This is a genomic window from Enterobacter sp. Ap-867, from assembly GCF_011752855.1.
In the GTDB taxonomy this organism is placed as follows: domain Bacteria; phylum Pseudomonadota; class Gammaproteobacteria; order Enterobacterales; family Enterobacteriaceae; genus Cedecea.
In genome coordinates, this window is record NZ_VWWS01000001.1 from 714,051 (window position 1) to 729,579 (window position 15,529).

Below are 15,529 nucleotides of genomic sequence, written 5' to 3' on the forward strand. Positions count from 1 at the left end.
CCGGTAACGGGGCAAATGTTTTTCCGTTGGGCATTGAAAATAAAGTGCAAACGCTTCGCGCTTCATTCAGCCCGGTATAATTCGTAGTATATTGTGAGTATTGATGGTTATCAGGTGCTCTTCATGTCTTACTCCATCGGCGAATTTGCCCGGCTCTGCGGGATAAACGCCACCACGCTCCGTGCCTGGCAGCGTCGTTACGGCCTGCTCAAGCCGATGCGAACTGATGGCGGTCATCGGCAGTACAGCGACGAAGATATCCAGCAGGCGCTTAACATTCTCGACTGGGTGAAAAAAGGGGTGCCGGTCAGCCAGGTTAAACCGCTGCTGGCCCGGCCTGAAACGCGCCGGGCGAACAACTGGCTTGGCCTGCAGGAGAGTATGTTGCAGCGGCTGAATGAGGGGAAAATCGAATCTCTTCGCCAGCTTCTCTACGATGCAGGCCGGGAATATCCGCGCGCGGAACTGGTGACGGAAGTGTTGCGCCCGCTGCGCAGTAAAGTCTCGGCTAACGTACCGGCCATCATGACCCTGCGCGAAATTCTCGACGGCATCATTATCGCCTACACCTCGTTTTGCCTTGAAGGGGATAAAAGAGCGCCCGGTGACAACTGCCTGATTACCGGCTGGCATCTGAGTGACCCCTGCGAAATCTGGCTGGAGGCGCTCAGGCGAACCGGCCAGGGACACCGCATCGACGTGCTTCCCGTTCCGCCTGCCGTCCTTGCCCTGGAAATCTTTCCCGATCGAAAATGGCTGCTGGTCACCTCCGGTAAGCTGACGGCGACACGTAAAAAGCAGCTTGAACTCTGGCAGCAGCAGGGCGCTACGCTCGAGGTCATTCCCCTCTAGGCCCGTTTTTCCCTCCACAATATCCTCCTCCAGCGGCCCGCTGAAAACGCGGTGGGCCGAGCTGTGCTATCAAAAAATGAAAATCTACTGCATCGCTTGCCTGTTTGTAATTAATTGAAATTGTTATCTTTTTGAAAATATCACAATCAAAACTTGGACAAATCTAAGTATTTGTGCAAGTTTTAATTATACGATAACGTCAGGTGCTTCACCGCGAGGGTGAAACTCATGGGCACAACGCCAACCGCCATTCATCGCTTTGTTGATTATTACGCCGGGCTGGACAAGCAGTCGCCCTCGGCGCTGGCCGGGCTTTACGCCTCCGAGGCCATACTCATCGATCCGTTTGGCGAGCATCGCGGGTTGCCTGAGATCCAGCGCTACTTCGCCCACCTGCTGGCCAGCGTGGCGTACTGCCGCTTTGCTATTGATCCCCCGCTATGTGATGAGGCGCGTTTTGCCGTCGGTTGGACAATGCACTGGTCTCACCCGAAGGTCGCCGGTGGAAAAGGGCTGTCCTTGCCTGGCTGTTCGGTGGTTGATCTCAAGAACGACCTGATTATTCGTCAGCGCGACTACTACGATGCCGGAGAAATGCTGTACGAACATCTGCCCCTGCTGGGTTGGGCGGTTCGCAGCGTGAAAAGAAGGGTGCGCCCATGATGACTGTCCTTATTACGGGCGCAAGCTCCGGCATCGGCGCCGGGCTGGCAAAATCCTGGGCCGATGAGGGCCATCGCGTCATTGCCTGTGGCAGAGATGCGGCGCGGCTGGCAACCTTGCAGCTGCACAGCTCAAACATCGCGGTACGCCAGTTCGATATGACCGACCGGGATGCCAGCCGCGAAGCGCTGGCCGACTGCCGGGCGGATCTGGTTATCCTTTGCGCGGGAACCTGTGAGTATCTGGATCGCGGCCAGGTGGATGCCGCGCTGGTTGAGCGGGTGATGGCGACCAATTTTCTTGGGCCGGTCAACTGCCTGGCCGCGCTTCAGCCTCGGCTTGTTTCCGGCAACCGCGTCGTGCTGGTCAGCTCGATGGCCCACTGGTTGCCTTTTCCACGGGCAGAAGCCTATGGCGCTTCGAAAGCCGCGCTGACCTGGTTTGCCAATAGCCTGCGCCTGGACTGGGAGCCGAAAGGGATTGCCGTCACGGTGGTTTCACCGGGCTTTGTGGACACACCGTTAACCCAAAAAAACGATTTTTCCATGCCTGGCCGGGTAAGCGTTGATGCTGCGGTGAGGGCGATTCGCCGTGGCCTGGCTAAAGGCCGCGATGAAATCGCTTTCCCGACCGGATTTGGCCTGATGATGCGCCTGCTGGCGGGGTTACCCGTAGGCCTACAGCGCCTCTTTTTGCGTAGGATGGTTCGCGCATGAACATCGCTATTATCGGCGGCGGTATTGCCGGGCTGACCTGCGCCTGGCGGCTCGCCGGACATCATCAGGTTACCCTCTTTGAGGCGGGCTCCAGCGTGGGAGGCCACACTGCCACCGTGGATGTTGCTACTCCGCAGGGAACCTATGCCATAGACACCGGGTTTATTGTCTATAACGACAGGACTTATCCGCGGTTTATGGGCCTGTTGAGCGAGCTTGGCATCCGTGGGCAAAAAACGCAGATGAGTTTTTCGGTGCATAACCCGCAAAACGGGCTGGAATATAACGGCCACACATTGAGCTCGCTGTTCGCCCAGCGTCGCAACCTGATTAATCCGGCATTTTGGGGACTGCTAAAAGAGATTGTCCGTTTTAACCGGCAGGCAAAAGCCGCGCTGGCGGGAGAGATTGATCCCCTGGCGACGTTGCAGGACTTCCTTGCTCAGCAGCAATTCAGCGCCTTTTTTGCACGTCACTACATTTTGCCAATGGGAGCCGCTATCTGGTCCTCTTCGCTGGAAGAGATGCGCCGTTTTCCTCTGGCGCTGTTTCTGCGCTTCTTTGAGCACCATGGCCTGCTGGATATTACTCAGCGTCCCCAGTGGTACGTGGTACCCGGTGGTTCTCGGGAATACATCCGGGCGATGCTGGCACAGCTGGGTGAAAGGCTGACCGTGCATCTCAACTCGCCGGTGCAGTGCGTTGTCCGTCATCATGACGGCGTTAACATCCAACTGGAACACGCAAGCCAGGCGTTCGATCAGGTGATTTTTGCCTGCCACTCGGCTCAGGCGCTGGCGATGATTGAGCACCCCACTCAGGCCGAGCACGAAGTGTTGGGCGATATTGGCTGGCAGCGTAACGAGGTGGTGTTACACAGCGATCGCCGCTGGCTGCCGGAGCGCGAACGCGCCTGGGCAAGCTGGAACTATCGCTTGAGTTCGCAGGAGCAGGCCAGCGCCTGCGTCACTTACAACATGAACATTCTGCAGGGGTTGCCGAAAGAAGCGCCGCTGTTTTGCGTGACGCTTAACCCGGAAACGCCCATCGATTCCCGCTTCGTCTGGCAGCGGTTTGTTTATGAGCACCCGCTCTTTAACCCTCAAAGCTGGCGTGCGCAGTCGCGTCGCGGCGAGATTAACGGCCACCAGCGAAGCTGGTTCTGTGGTGCCTACTGGTACAACGGTTTTCATGAAGATGGCGTGCACAGTGCGCTGGATGTGGTGCAAGGCATTGCGGCCAGAGGAGGGCAATAAGATGAACAGTTGCCTTTATGAGGGGATCTTGCGCCACCGCCGCCTTCAGCCTAAAACGCACCACTTTACCTATCGTGTGTTCATGGCCTGGCTTGATTTAGACGAGCTTGATGCGCTGCCGGGGATTGGCATCCGCCGTAACCGCTTCGCCGCAGCCGCTTTTCACGATGTGGATTACCCGCTGGGCGCACCGCTCAAAGAGAAAGTCCTTGCGCGGGTGAAAGACCTGACGGGGGAGCAGCCTGCAGGGCGAGTTATGCTGCTGACCCAGCTGCGTTACTACGGTTTCCACTTTAACCCGGTCAATTTTTACTACTGCTATGACGGCGATAACACCCTGCGCTGGGTGCTTGCCGAGGTGCGTAATACTCCCTGGAACGAGCGCCATTACTACGCCGTGGATGGACAGACGTCACGTCCGATTGAAAAAGCCTTCCACGTTTCGCCGTTTAACCCGATGGACATGGTGTACCACTGGCGTTTTAACCCCCCCGGCAAAACGCTGCACATGCATATTGAAAATCATCAGGCCTCTAAAGTGTTTGATGCCACGCTGTTGCTGCGCCGTCAGGCCCTGACGCGCAAAAATCTGACGTCCATCCTGCTGCGTTTCCCGGCGATGACGTTAAAAACTGCGGTCGCCATTTACTGGCAAGCGCTGCGGCTGTGGCTCAAACGTGTGCCTGTTTACAATCATCCGGCCAGCAGGAGTGAACGTTCATGACCAGTCCCGCCTTTGCGCTTGAACCTGATGTGCCGCGCAGCGTCCGTATCGCACGCTGGCTGTTGTTTCGCTTGTTGAGCGGTATAGAGCAAGGGTCTGTCACCGTGCGTGAAGGATCGCAGACCTTCCATTTTGGTGATGCAGCCGCCTCACTTAGCGCCGGGGTACAGGTTATCTCCCCGAGAGTTTACTGGCGAGTACTCACCGGCGGGAGCCTGGCGGCCGCCGAAGCCTGGATGGACGGTGACTGGGAGACCGAAGAGTTAACCCCGTTACTGCAAATTCTGGCGCTAAACGGGCGTGTTTTAGGGCGGCTGGAAAACGGTTTCCGCCTGCTGGGTAAACCCGTGGAGCGTTTTCACCACTGGACGCGGCGTAATCACCGGGAGCAGGCGCGGGAAAACATCGCCGCACATTATGATTTGGGCAATACCTTTTATTCGCTATTTCTCGATCAAGAACTGCTCTACTCCAGCGCGCTGTTTGCCTCTGAGGAGCAGGATCTGGTTCAAGCCCAGCGTGCAAAAATGGCGCGCCTGTGTGAACAGCTGACGTTAAAGGCAAGCGATCATCTGCTGGAGATTGGCACCGGCTGGGGGGCGATGGCGGAGTACGCCGCGTCTCACTATGGCTGCCGGGTTACCACCACCACGCTGTCCCAGGAGCAATACGACTGGGCGAAGGCACGCATCGCTCGTGCGGGACTGCAGGACAGAGTCGAAGTGCTGCTTTGCGATTATCGGGATTTGACCGGGCAATATGACAAGCTGGTTTCGATAGAGATGATCGAGGCAGTAGGGCAGCGCTATCTGCCCGCGTTCTTTCGCACCTGCCAGGCACGCCTGCGCCCGGGAGGAAAAATGGCGATTCAGGCCATCACCATTCAGGACCAGCGCTACCGGGACTACAGCAAAAGCGTCGACTTTATCCAGCGCTACATATTTCCCGGTGGTTTCTTACCCAGCGTGACGGTGATGAGCGACCTGATGACCCGCCACACCGACTTTGTGGTGCGTAACTTGTTTGATATGGGCCCCGATTATGCCCGCACGCTGGCGCACTGGCGGCAGCGTTTTATTCATGCCTGGCAGGAGATTGAGGCGCTGGGGTTTGACGCCCGCTTCCGCCGGATGTGGCTTTATTACTTCGGCTACTGTGAGGCCGGATTCAACGCCCGCACCATCAGCGTGGTGCAGCTGACCGCAGAGCGGGTATGAAACGCTATCTGCAAGTTTGTCTGCTGCTGTGTCTGAGCGCGCTTTCGTCAGCGGCCCACGCTGCCGACTGGCTTAGCTGGCGTAAAGTGGGAGACGCGACCCTGACCTGGGGGCCATTTACCGTCTATACCTCTCAGCTGCGCACGCCGGATGGGCGCTATCAGGGGCTGAAGCAAGATCAGGCGTTGATCATTACCTATGAGCGCGATATCGACCGCCAGGCGCTGGTGGATGCCACCCGCGAGCAGTGGCAGGCGCAGGGTATCCTGGCGAGCGAACCGCGAAGTGAGGCCTGGCTGCGGATGCTGCAAACGCTTTGGCCGGATGTCACCACAGATGCGCAGCTGGCTTTTGTCCTGACTGACGGGCAGGGCCAGTTCTGGTATCGCGCCTCTGCGGCGCAAAAAAGCTTTACGCCACTAGGGCCGCGCCAGACTGCTGATTTCAGTACGCGCTTTCTGGCCATCTGGCTGGGACCCCGAACGCAATACCCTGAGCTGCGCCAGCAGCTGACCGGAGGTGAAAAATGAAACGCATACTGTTACTCACTCTGGGGATGCTGATGCTGTTGGCTGGCTGTAGCACCGAGATTACTGATTATCGTCACCAGCAGCCTACGCTAGACATCTTCCATTATTTCCAGGGCAAAACTGAGGCGTGGGGCATGGTGCAGGATCGCAGCGGGAAACAGCTGCGCCGCTTTCACGTTGAGGTCGACGGCAATGTGGTGGGGGACACCCTGACGCTGAATGAACATTTCCTCTATGACGATGGGGAACAGCAGCAGCGGGTGTGGCGCATTCGTCGCGTCAGCGCGGAACGCTTCGAGGGTACTGCCGGGGATATCGACGGCGTGGCGACGGGCCAGGCCGCAGGCAACGCTTTTAACTGGCGCTACAGCATGAATGTTAAAGCCAACGGCAGCACCTGGCTGCTGCACTTTGACGACTGGATGTACCTCCAGGACGACAAACATATCTTCAATAAAACCGAGATGAAAAAATTCGGGGTTACCGTAGGCACAGTCACGCTGTTCTTCACCCGAAAAATTTAGTCAGAGAGGATAAAGCGATGAGCACCAAACCTGTGATTGGGATCAGCGGCTGTTTAACCGGTTCTGCCGTGCGATTTGATGGCGGGCACAAGCGAATGGCCTTTGTCATGGAGGAACTGGCGCAGAGCGTGACCTTCAAACCGGTCTGCCCGGAAATGGCGATTGGTCTGCCTGTTCCCCGGCCCGCTCTGCGCCTGGTGAAACTGGGCGAAGGGGAGATCAGAATGCGTTTTAGCCAGGCGCCGCATGACGACGTCACGGAGAAAATGGCTGATTTCGCCACAAACTACGTCTCGGGTCTGGATGGGCTGGCTGGATTTATCGTTTGTGCTAAATCGCCGAGCTGCGGGATGGAACGTGTCAGGCTGTACGACGTGAAGGGCAACCCTGGCCGCAAGGAGGGCGTGGGGACGTTCACCCAGGCGTTGCTGGAGACATTCCCCTGGCTGCCGGTGGAAGAAGACGGCCGCCTGCACGATCCGATGCTGAGGGAGAACTTTGTGGAGCGCGTTTTCGCGCTGCATGAACTGAACACGCTGCGGGCTAACGGCCTGAGCCGCCGCGCGTTACTCGATTTCCATAGTCGGTACAAACTTCAACTGCTGGCGCACCATCAGGCGGGCTACCGCGAGATTGGGCCTTTCGTCGCCTCGCTGCATGAGTGGGACGAGCTCGACAGCTTCTTTGTGGCCTACCGTGAGAAGCTGATGGCAATCCTTAAAACGCCCGCCTCGCGGAAGAATCACACCAATGTGTTGATGCATATTCAGGGGTATTTTCGTCCCAGGCTGAATACTCGCCAGCGCGGTGAGCTGCGGGATGTGATCCTGCATTATCGCGACGGGTTGTTGCCGATCCTGGCGCCTCTGACGTTGCTGAAACATTATCTGGCGGAGTACCCGGATCGCTATCTGCTGACGCAGAATTACTTTAATCCTTATCCGGATTATTTAGCGCTGCGGCTCGGCGTAAATTAACCGACCAAATGAAGGAGGCCGAACCTGCATTCGGTCTCCGGTCTAACGCTTCGGCTGCAACTCATAAATCCACGCGGTGACGGTGCGGCCATCAGGCGTGGTGACCTCGACTTCTACCCGGTCGTATCCGTCTTCAAATTCATCCAGCATCGGCCAGTGCTCGCTCAGGTTTTGGGATAAAAACAGATAGCCGTGAACCTCCGGGCCATTTTTATCCAGCACGATGCCGGGGAAGTCGGCGGCAGCACCCCAGCCGCGTTGGTAGAAAGTGCCGCGCACATAGCCCGGCAGCCACTCGCCGCCGATGTTTTCCATAATGTGGACGTTAACGTGCCCGGGACGAAGCGTGCCGTAAACAAACAGTGATTCCATTTTTCCTCAACGCGTAAAGCCGCTAAATCAGGACCAGAGCAGGGGATTCAACATACGGCGTATTGCGGCGGCTGGCAACGGGAAAGCAGGGGGATTAATTTAAGGGATGCATGCTGATGAAAATCGTCGGCATCCTGGTACTGTTCAGAGGCTGTGTCGTGATAGTTACTCCGTTTATTTAAACCCTGGGCAAGAACATAAACATCACCCGTTGCTGGAGATACAGCTTCCGGTAACATGAACTGACCCCGGAACTGCTGGCAACAATGGATCAATCCTCGTTTACGGCGGAACTGCTGGCCGGAATGAATGATGAAACGCGAATGCTCATCTCTGACCAGCAGGAATATTGTCGCCAGTATCCTGTTAATACCATATATCGTAGCAGCCTTATCAGAGAGAGCGGAAAAGTTCGGGCTGCCTACAATGGAAAACAGATCAAAATTTCAGGCGGCAGAAAGGTTAAGGTTAGAAGGTGATGAAATTGGAAAAAATTGAATTAACGGGAGTTGCTGATGTGGATCATAAATCGTATATAGCGATTGCTTAGGCTTAATCCTTATATGATTATTTCTCACCCCCAAGAATTTAGCCTGGGCAATATTCTAATTCGATGTATCTTTTGGGACTTGTAAAGGGATAGTAATTACAATTAGTTGTTAGATTTATGATGATTAGGGAGATTGTCATGTCAAAATATCACGAGCCTATGTTGCTACACCCCTCTCGATTATTTTCATCTGTCGGGACCTGCGGTACCAATGCTTCTGAAGATGTAAAAAATATCCAGAAAATGATGCTGGATGCTGGTTATCAGCAAGCTACAGGGAGACATCTACGTATAAATGGGCAGTGTGGTCAGCAAACCATAGAGGCTATTCGTTGGTATCAGCGTTTGCTGAACATGCATCCGTCTGGATTAGTTCATCCAGTGGACAGTGCATTTATGGTGGCGCTTGAGAATGCTGCTCCGGGCTGGCGACCAAGACACCAGCATGGACCATTAAGGGTAATGGAAGGGCAGATCACTTTTGATGCGGAGGGCGCTGATTATGTTACCGCTGTGGCACCGTTCAGACAGCACCGAACGCCTTACTTTTCGAGGATACTTCACTGGCCGACTGATGTTTCGTCCGGTGTTACTCTGGGGCGCGGCTATGATATGGGAAATCGTTCCACTGGCGAAGTCTTTGCAACATTGCGTGGAGCAGGATTGGAAGAGTATAAGGCAAGGCTTTGTTCCAGAGCTACCGGGCTTAAGGGGAGGCTAGCAGGTAAGTTTGTGAAGGTGTACGGGCCATTAGTGGGAGAAATCACCCATCAGCAGCAAATCAGGCTCTTTGAAATTGCGTACAGAGAAAAGCTCGAATATACAAGGGGCGTCTATAGCCGGGTATCAAGGCGAATACCTGATGCTCCAGCATGGCAAAGTTTTGAACAACGGATAAGAGATGTTTTGGTTGATATATTTTTCCAAGGGGTGGAGAATGCTGAAGCATTATTCAGAGCGGCAATAAAAGGAAAGTCCGCCCTAATTGAACTTATCCGAGCATCATCTATTTATATGTCATATGAAAGCAACAGGAAAAGGTTAAGGTATTTGAAATGAAAGAAAAAATATTTTCATTAATAGTGGTGATGATGTTTTCCTTGCCTTCCTATGCGGCGTTGTCAACCGGAAATGAAAGAGACGCCTGTTTTAAAGAGCATAAGGAAATTGCTGATGCATATAATTGTCTCTATCAAAAACGGGTAGAGAGTGATAATCAGTTAGATATTTTGATATCTGAGATCAGTAAAAAAATTATATCCAACTATGATTATCCCACAGAGAAATCTGATAGTTCTGATGAAACTGTTGGCTCCGTATATAATAAATATTTTTTAGATTCTCAGAAAGCCTGGATGACTTACAAGAAAAATCTTTGTCTCGGTGTGGCAAGTTCAATCGGGGAGGCGGCGCGTGATTATCAATCATATAAAGATCAGTGTGAGATAAACCTGAACAAGCGTCATATAGAAGAACTTCATATCATGGATTTACCTCCTGCCAGGTAAACATACAGGGGAGCATATTTGGGGTCAGGGTCACTACACTGAAAGAGCGTGTTTTATCACGCCTGGCCTTTAGCTCTTTAACCTCTGCCTGTTTCTTTGCATTAGGTCAATGCCCTGAGCAAAGAGTCTTTTAGCTTCATCACGGCGCTGCCTTGCATCAGCAAGTGAAACAGCAGGGTAGACACCTATAGAGAAGATTTTTTGCTTCCCGTCGAAGCGGTAAGCATTTGCCAGTATTTGGAACCTTTAGGGCTAACGCGAAGGAACATACCAAAGCCATCGGTCAGCTTGTATTCCTTATCAAGGGGTTTGGCGTTTTTTACTTTAGTATCAGGAAGTAGCATAACGGCATACCCCGCTTGTTGGTAAAAACGGAATCGAACTACCATTACCAACATATTTACCAGCTAATAAGTATGGCTTCGGGTGGTTTTTAGTGAACGAGGGTGAACCTGAAGAAGGGGATAACCAACTGATAGAAATGCAGAAAGCAGACGTCAGTGAACGTCTGCTCCCTTAAATATGGCTCCTCTGACTGGACTCGAACCAGTGACATACGGATTAACAGTCCGCCGTTCTACCGACTGAACTACAGAGGAATCGTGTGAACGGGGCGAATATTAGCGTCGGCCATAAAACCTGTCAACAGTAAAAGTAACGTATTAATTCATATGGTTAAATTTACGCCTCGTTGCTGATTTAATGCACCGTATTTCCGGCAGTGCCGGGGGAGTTTTCACGCTCAATCAGGCGCTGAAGCGGATCCTGCCCATAGAACTGGCAAAAACGCTGATAAAGCGAGGCGAAACGCGGCGTGAAAAGCTGCGGCGCGCTGAAGAAATATTCGGAAAGCACGGCAAAACATTCAGCTGGATCGGTGGCGGCATAGGCGTCGATGCTGGCGGCATTTTCGCCCACCATGTCGATTTCATCCTGAATGCTGTCCATCGCGGCGTGGAGGTCGTGTTCCCAGCCGGCCACATCCCGCAAAGCAATTAACGGCACGCCGCTGGCGCGGTCGCCGTTGCGGCTGTCCAGCTTGTGGGCAACTTCGTGAATAATCAGGTTAAAGCCGGAGGCATCGAAGGAGTCCTGCACGTCCAGCCAGTTAAGCACGATAGGGCCCTGCTGCCAGCTTTGCCCGGATTGCACCACCCGCTGGCTGTGCACCAGGCCGAAGTCGTCCTGCCATTCGTCATCCACAATAAACGGCGCAGGGTAGAGCAAGATTTCGTGGAAACCGTCCAGCCATTCAATGCCCAGTTCCAGCACCGGCAGGCAGAACAGAAGTGCAATACGTGTGCACTTCAGATCATCCAGCTCAAAACCCTGCAGCGGAACCAGCCGTTTTTGCTGTAAAAAACGGTCCGCAAGGCCAATTAATTTCTGCTGCTCGGTTTCACTGAGTGATGCCAGCACGGGAATGGCTAACGCTTGCTCCCACGGTAACGCGGGGGCGGCGCTTGAATCGGTTGCTTTCCAGGGCCACTTAATCATGTTACTTGCTCGCAAAGTCATCGTTTGAACTGAAACGAAAGAACCCAGACTGTTAAAATGCCGCATAACCTGGCATGATGGCAACCACCAGAACGGAGAGATGCCGGAGCGGCTGAACGGACCGGTCTCGAAAACCGGAGTAGGGGTAACTCTACCGGGGGTTCAAATCCCCCTCTCTCCGCCAATTATTCAAGCACTTATCGCATTTCATTTCAGTGACCAATCTCTCGCTCCCGCAATACAGGTAACCTTATGTGTGACAGTAACGCCTGGCATCGGCTGCGATTTCCCTGTTGTTGAAATACCGCCGCGCATTAAGTTCTATACTCTCCCGAGGATTTTGTACAACGGGAAAAAATATGCTTAATACTTACGTTATCCTTGCCATCTCTATATGTGCAGAAACGCTGGCGACCACCATGATGAAAGCCTCTGACGGGTTCAGCCGTCTGGTTCCCAGCGTGGTGGTGGTGATGGGCTACGCAATTTCATTCTATGGCCTCTCCCAAGTGGTGAAGACCATGAATATTGGTATCGCCTATGCGATCTGGGCGGGGATGGGAATCTTCCTGGTTTCGGTGATGTCATTTCTGTTTTATAAACAAAAACTCGATCTTCCGGCTATCGCAGGCATGTTGTTTATTGCCGTGGGCATCATGATTATTCAGCTTTTCTCAAAGTCTGTTACCCACTGACCGCCGTTAATAACGGCTATTCCCCGGCCTTACTGTTGTCGCGCCACTTGAAGGTGACGCGCTGATACCATGGCTCGGGGACAGGGTGAACAATGCTGCGTAGTGCTCTGGCGTAATCCATCACCAGCCCCGGAGTCCAGGCCATAGAAGTGGCACGTTTACGCACCTGCGCGGCTATCCAGAGCTCGGGCATCGCGAGCGTTCTGAGTATGGACAACCAGCTTCGCGTATGTTTTGAAAGCACGCCATCCAGCGACGCTTCAAGAGCGTAAGCAACGCTGCTCGAGCAATTACGGTAGGTGAGGTTGTAAGTTTTTGTCAGCCTGTAGGCACTCCAGAAACGCTGTAAGGCTTTGCCATTGTAATGATGGAAATAGATCTTGCGATCTGACTGGCACCACTCTGCGGATTCAGTGGCATAGTCAGGCTGATACGTTCCCGGCACATCATTATCGCGTGTGGCCTTAAGCGTATTCAAAAACTCGGCTGGCGATCTATCAATATCTTCTGCAGGATAAAGGCTGATGTAAAGATCAGGTGGGACTTCAAGCGCGGCGTGGCCCGTTGATATAACACCTTCGGAGTCTACTGCGGCGATATAGCGGTTGATGACCGGCCGTGGAATTGTTGACGCGCTGGCTGTACCTTCCGGGGTCCAGATATGTACGGTTAGCGGTTCACGAAAATCAACGTTCGCGGGTTCGGCGAGGTTAGGCTTGATATTCGTGCCTTTTTTCACTTCAACACCTATTCCTGCAGGCACTAAAAGGTCGAAGACCGAGATACCTTCTCGCAGCCTTGCAACGCGAAGTGCAAGACGTACGGTATGGATCCCGCTGAAAATCATCAGTGTTCCCAGGAAGAACGATACCGTAGCTTTATAATGTGTAGGCCAGGGGCTGAACATAAAAAAGGCGAACATAATTTGCGCGAAACCGGTGATCAGGGTGCCCTTCCAGTGGGGGAAACGTACAATCCACGCCGAGAAAATAACGAACAGGCCAATGACGAAATAAGCAAAACCAAACACGATGGCCAGCAGCAAATTGCTGTAGGGCTGGTTGGATAAGATAAGCAGCGAGACGAAACAAAAAATCCCCCCCTTAAAGTAAAGCACGGCTTTTTGCGCTCCGACTCCGCCGGAAGCGATGCTCAGCGTTACCAGACTTTCCAGCAGCAAAAGCAGGCCAAAAAAGCGCAACGGGAAATACGTCACGCCGTCCAGACCGTCCAGGAAAATAGCCAGTCCGAGCAGGCTCCAAAGACTCCCCAGCAGGATCAGATATTTAACCCTTGAGCGCATAAAGTCGACGCCGAACAGTAACAACGCAATCTGAATCACAAGTTTGTCTCTCCTTAAAAAGTGCTCACGTCCGTGTTTAGATAGCCAGATCGTAATGGCTGACCTGCCAGTTTCCGACAATAATGCTTGTCCCGCCGTTGGACATAGCAACGCCGCCGCTGTCAACCAGCGTGAGCCATTCATCCTTATTCACCTTGATACGAAATATCAGGGGTTTGCTTTTGTTCGGAACAGGGGAGAGCCAATGCTGCCGAAGTTTTTCCCGATCTGAGGGATGTACCTGCGCCAGGACTCGCTCGATGGTGTCGAACGCTTGGGGCGAAGTTGAACCCAGGAGTGAAGAGAGATCGTTTTCCCAGTTGAAAATACCGGTTTCAGGCTCCAGTCGATAAAGTATGCCATTACCCGCCAGTCGGCCAGTGTCCGGATTGAAACGCGTCGTAGAGCGGCTTAACACTCGCACAAAGACGACCAGTAAGGCGGTCGCAGAGAGATAGCTCAGCGCCAGCAGCAGGGATTCGGTGAAGCTAAGGCCGTGGAGAAAGAAGGGCCCCTGATGCTGGTCGGTAAAGTGGATAACAATCGCCCCCAGTGTCAGCAGGCCAATCGAGCCTCCACGATTCCCCCAGACCAGGGAAAGCATTAGCGTCAGCACAATCGGTAAGCAAGAAAGGGCAAAATAGAGCGCGGCGGCTTCGGTTCTGAGCCAGGTCCCGCTGTAGTCGAAAATAAACACCGTTGCGGCACAAATCAGCAGTAACAGCGCCAGACCTGTCAGACGGGAAGACCAGGTAAGAGTGGCCTGGAGGCCACGCTTATTCACGAAGCCCATGACGACGGTCGTTGCGAAGAAAATCCCGGTCACGTCGGCAACGAATCCATTCCAGATGGTCTTTGTTATCGGCTGGTCGGTGAAATACGCGTAGCCTCCGCCGACGATTAGCGCATCGAACAGGCTGACAATAAAGGTGGCGCAGATCCACAGCAGGATGACGTGCAGGTCGTCATTGGGCCGAGAGAAACGGCGTACCAGCCAGGCAATAAGCACGTTGGCAGGCATCGCCAGCAGCGAATAACCCAGCGTGGTTAAAAAAAGAGGCAGGCTGTGCCAGGCTTCGTCCTGCAGGATGCTTGCTACCGCGAAGATAAGGATAAGAGCAGGGTAGTCACGCCAGCGGGCAGACAATAAAGCCGCTACGGCAACGCCCGATGGGAACCAGACAATCGCTATTGCGGAGTTCGGGTCGTCAAATTTTAGCGAGATAAGCCCGGACAGATAATAGACCAGCCCCCACAAAAGCAGGATAGCGGTTTGCTGCAGCCAGGAAGGGAAATACGTTTTCATTTCTCGTCCATTTTTGATTCAGGAATGCGCGCAGCATTCCGCTGTCGGGCGTTATTTTACGTAAAGGCTAACAACCCTTGGCTGAAAACACAAAATAGGGCCATCTACTAGACTTCAGACTGCATGCCGCGCATCGACTTTCTCTGCTGAGAAAATAGTCCTGACGTTAGCCGCTGAAGGTTGTATTTGCCCTTCATGTTGATGATTGTCTTCTATATCTTGCTCGTGGGTCTGCCCATGCGATCCGGTTTCTGCCACGATGCTTTGCTTATAAAGATCGGGGCGTTCTTCGGCTCCCGGGCATATGCAGTGGGAAGCGGGAGAGGGGATCAAAGCGGTACGCAGAGATTCCCGAAGTTCGCGTTGCACCCATTTCATGGCCTGATTTGGCATCGCTGAGACGGACATTTTCCCTGCCAAAAGACAGGGCTTCACGTTCCAGACCATCAATAAAATATCCTTGCGGGTCCCTGCATCGGTCGAATGATAAATTTTCGCGGATGTCAGGTGCGAGCTGGCCTGATCTTCCCAGCTATAAACCAGCAGGGCAGCAGTATCACTTCGGTCATTCAGCGGCTTTACCGTGGGTTTAAAAATGCCGATGACAATCAGTGCGGCCAGCATACTAAGCAGTAAGCCACTGCACAATAACAGCAGGCGTTGGCTGTTTTTATTAAGTAAAAATAAGCGTGTTTTGAACCCGGACATCCCAACCAACTCCAGGGCTGAATTGGTCGTTTCCAACAAGAAAATGCCCCTCATCCAACCCGAATTTAATAAGCGAAACAGCAAAACCTTTA

17 protein-coding genes, 2 tRNA genes and 1 pseudogene are annotated in these 15,529 nt (G+C 53.4%); 13 read left to right on the top strand and 7 right to left on the bottom strand.

What is annotated here, in order from left to right; translation table 11 throughout:
* Positions 1 to 123: 123 nt before the first annotated feature.
* From F3J26_RS03295 to F3J26_RS03335, 9 genes are all read left to right on the top strand, one after another.
* Positions 124 to 852: a MerR family transcriptional regulator gene (locus tag F3J26_RS03295; protein WP_166991419.1), complete on the top strand. Its 729-nt coding sequence runs from the start codon at positions 124 to 126 to the stop codon at positions 850 to 852.
* 228 nt (positions 853 to 1,080) lie between these two features.
* Positions 1,081 to 1,515 (top strand): nuclear transport factor 2 family protein, encoded by a 435-nt coding sequence (locus F3J26_RS03300; RefSeq protein WP_166991422.1) that lies wholly within the window; start codon positions 1,081 to 1,083, stop codon positions 1,513 to 1,515.
* Positions 1,512 to 2,231 (top strand): SDR family NAD(P)-dependent oxidoreductase, encoded by a 720-nt coding sequence (locus F3J26_RS03305; protein ID WP_166991426.1) that lies wholly within the window; start codon positions 1,512 to 1,514, stop codon positions 2,229 to 2,231. Before F3J26_RS03300 ends, F3J26_RS03305 begins: the two co-directional genes overlap by 4 nt.
* Positions 2,228 to 3,487, top strand: a complete 1,260-nt coding sequence (locus tag F3J26_RS03310) for an FAD-dependent oxidoreductase (protein ID WP_166991429.1) — start codon at positions 2,228 to 2,230, stop codon at positions 3,485 to 3,487. The genes F3J26_RS03305 and F3J26_RS03310 overlap by 4 nt, the downstream gene beginning before the upstream one ends.
* Before the next feature lies 1 nt (position 3,488).
* Positions 3,489 to 4,211: a DUF1365 family protein gene (locus F3J26_RS03315; protein ID WP_166991432.1), complete on the top strand. Its 723-nt coding sequence runs from the start codon at positions 3,489 to 3,491 to the stop codon at positions 4,209 to 4,211.
* A complete protein-coding gene (locus F3J26_RS03320; RefSeq protein WP_166991435.1) occupies positions 4,208 to 5,428 on the top strand; it encodes a class I SAM-dependent methyltransferase in 1,221 nt (406 codons plus the stop codon). The genes F3J26_RS03315 and F3J26_RS03320 overlap by 4 nt, the downstream gene beginning before the upstream one ends.
* On the top strand, positions 5,425 to 5,958 hold the full coding sequence (locus F3J26_RS03325; RefSeq protein WP_166991438.1) for a hypothetical protein: 534 nt from the start codon (positions 5,425 to 5,427) through the stop codon (positions 5,956 to 5,958). The genes F3J26_RS03320 and F3J26_RS03325 overlap by 4 nt, the downstream gene beginning before the upstream one ends.
* Complete coding sequence (locus F3J26_RS03330) at positions 5,955 to 6,482, top strand: DUF3833 domain-containing protein (protein WP_008458041.1); 528 nt, start codon at positions 5,955 to 5,957, stop codon at positions 6,480 to 6,482. Before F3J26_RS03325 ends, F3J26_RS03330 begins: the two co-directional genes overlap by 4 nt.
* Before the next feature lie 17 nt (positions 6,483 to 6,499).
* Positions 6,500 to 7,459 carry a DUF1722 domain-containing protein gene (locus F3J26_RS03335; RefSeq protein WP_166991441.1) on the top strand — a complete coding sequence of 320 codons (960 nt, stop codon included), beginning with the start codon at positions 6,500 to 6,502 and terminating at the stop codon, positions 7,457 to 7,459.
* 42 nt (positions 7,460 to 7,501) lie between these two features.
* Here F3J26_RS03335 and F3J26_RS03340 read toward each other — a convergent pair whose 3' ends face one another.
* A complete protein-coding gene (locus F3J26_RS03340; protein ID WP_008458045.1) occupies positions 7,502 to 7,831 on the bottom strand; it encodes a gamma-glutamylcyclotransferase family protein in 330 nt (109 codons plus the stop codon).
* A gap of 688 nt (positions 7,832 to 8,519) precedes the next feature.
* Here F3J26_RS03340 and F3J26_RS03345 point away from each other — a divergent pair.
* The gene (locus F3J26_RS03345) at positions 8,520 to 9,440 is read left to right on the top strand and encodes a DUF8812 domain-containing protein (RefSeq protein ID WP_166991444.1); all 921 of its coding nucleotides are present in this window, start codon (positions 8,520 to 8,522) and stop codon (positions 9,438 to 9,440) included.
* Positions 9,437 to 9,889: a lysozyme inhibitor LprI family protein gene (locus tag F3J26_RS03350; protein ID WP_166991446.1), complete on the top strand. Its 453-nt coding sequence runs from the start codon at positions 9,437 to 9,439 to the stop codon at positions 9,887 to 9,889. The genes F3J26_RS03345 and F3J26_RS03350 overlap by 4 nt, the downstream gene beginning before the upstream one ends.
* A gap of 31 nt (positions 9,890 to 9,920) precedes the next feature.
* Here F3J26_RS03350 and F3J26_RS03355 read toward each other — a convergent pair.
* The 3 genes and pseudogenes from F3J26_RS03355 to mtfA form a co-directional block, all read right to left on the bottom strand.
* Positions 9,921 to 10,233 (bottom strand): annotated as a pseudogene (locus F3J26_RS03355) (Arm DNA-binding domain-containing protein); the annotation flags it as partial.
* A 179-nt stretch (positions 10,234 to 10,412) separates the two neighbouring features.
* A tRNA-Asn gene (locus F3J26_RS03360) sits at positions 10,413 to 10,488 on the bottom strand.
* A 100-nt stretch (positions 10,489 to 10,588) separates the two neighbouring features.
* Positions 10,589 to 11,386 (bottom strand): DgsA anti-repressor MtfA, encoded by a 798-nt coding sequence (mtfA, locus tag F3J26_RS03365; protein ID WP_166991449.1) that lies wholly within the window; start codon positions 11,384 to 11,386, stop codon positions 10,589 to 10,591.
* Between the two features lie 94 nt (positions 11,387 to 11,480).
* Between mtfA and F3J26_RS03370 the strand changes: the two genes are divergently transcribed.
* A tRNA-Ser gene (locus F3J26_RS03370) sits at positions 11,481 to 11,570 on the top strand.
* A gap of 175 nt (positions 11,571 to 11,745) precedes the next feature.
* Entirely contained in the window at positions 11,746 to 12,081 is a 336-nt protein-coding gene (locus F3J26_RS03375; RefSeq protein WP_166991453.1) for a DMT family transporter, read from the top strand.
* 16 nt (positions 12,082 to 12,097) lie between these two features.
* Here the strand turns inward: F3J26_RS03375 and F3J26_RS03380 are convergent, their stop codons facing one another.
* The 3 genes from F3J26_RS03380 to F3J26_RS03390 form a co-directional block, all read right to left on the bottom strand.
* Positions 12,098 to 13,423, bottom strand: coding sequence for an MFS transporter (locus F3J26_RS03380; protein WP_166992899.1), 1,326 nt, complete (start codon positions 13,421 to 13,423; stop codon positions 12,098 to 12,100).
* A 37-nt stretch (positions 13,424 to 13,460) separates the two neighbouring features.
* Positions 13,461 to 14,729, bottom strand: coding sequence for an MASE1 domain-containing protein (locus F3J26_RS03385; RefSeq protein ID WP_166991455.1), 1,269 nt, complete (start codon positions 14,727 to 14,729; stop codon positions 13,461 to 13,463).
* A 114-nt stretch (positions 14,730 to 14,843) separates the two neighbouring features.
* Entirely contained in the window at positions 14,844 to 15,473 is a 630-nt protein-coding gene (locus F3J26_RS03390) for a hypothetical protein (RefSeq protein WP_286180174.1), read from the bottom strand.
* Positions 15,474 to 15,529 lie beyond the last annotated feature (56 nt).

Coding starts and splice junctions, on each gene's coding strand:
- F3J26_RS03295 (WP_166991419.1), top strand. CDS start 124: ATGTCTTACTCCATCGGCGAATTTGCCCGGCTCTGCGGGATAAACGCC.
- F3J26_RS03300 (WP_166991422.1), top strand. CDS start 1,081: ATGGGCACAACGCCAACCGCCATTCATCGCTTTGTTGATTATTACGCC.
- F3J26_RS03305 (WP_166991426.1), top strand. CDS start 1,512: ATGATGACTGTCCTTATTACGGGCGCAAGCTCCGGCATCGGCGCCGGG.
- F3J26_RS03310 (WP_166991429.1), top strand. CDS start 2,228: ATGAACATCGCTATTATCGGCGGCGGTATTGCCGGGCTGACCTGCGCC.
- F3J26_RS03315 (WP_166991432.1), top strand. CDS start 3,489: ATGAACAGTTGCCTTTATGAGGGGATCTTGCGCCACCGCCGCCTTCAG.
- F3J26_RS03320 (WP_166991435.1), top strand. CDS start 4,208: ATGACCAGTCCCGCCTTTGCGCTTGAACCTGATGTGCCGCGCAGCGTC.
- F3J26_RS03325 (WP_166991438.1), top strand. CDS start 5,425: ATGAAACGCTATCTGCAAGTTTGTCTGCTGCTGTGTCTGAGCGCGCTT.
- F3J26_RS03330 (WP_008458041.1), top strand. CDS start 5,955: ATGAAACGCATACTGTTACTCACTCTGGGGATGCTGATGCTGTTGGCT.
- F3J26_RS03335 (WP_166991441.1), top strand. CDS start 6,500: ATGAGCACCAAACCTGTGATTGGGATCAGCGGCTGTTTAACCGGTTCT.
- F3J26_RS03340 (WP_008458045.1), bottom strand. CDS start 7,831: ATGGAATCACTGTTTGTTTACGGCACGCTTCGTCCCGGGCACGTTAAC.
- F3J26_RS03345 (WP_166991444.1), top strand. CDS start 8,520: ATGTCAAAATATCACGAGCCTATGTTGCTACACCCCTCTCGATTATTT.
- F3J26_RS03350 (WP_166991446.1), top strand. CDS start 9,437: ATGAAAGAAAAAATATTTTCATTAATAGTGGTGATGATGTTTTCCTTG.
- mtfA (WP_166991449.1), bottom strand. CDS start 11,386: ATGATTAAGTGGCCCTGGAAAGCAACCGATTCAAGCGCCGCCCCCGCG.
- F3J26_RS03375 (WP_166991453.1), top strand. CDS start 11,746: ATGCTTAATACTTACGTTATCCTTGCCATCTCTATATGTGCAGAAACG.
- F3J26_RS03385 (WP_166991455.1), bottom strand. CDS start 14,729: ATGAAAACGTATTTCCCTTCCTGGCTGCAGCAAACCGCTATCCTGCTT.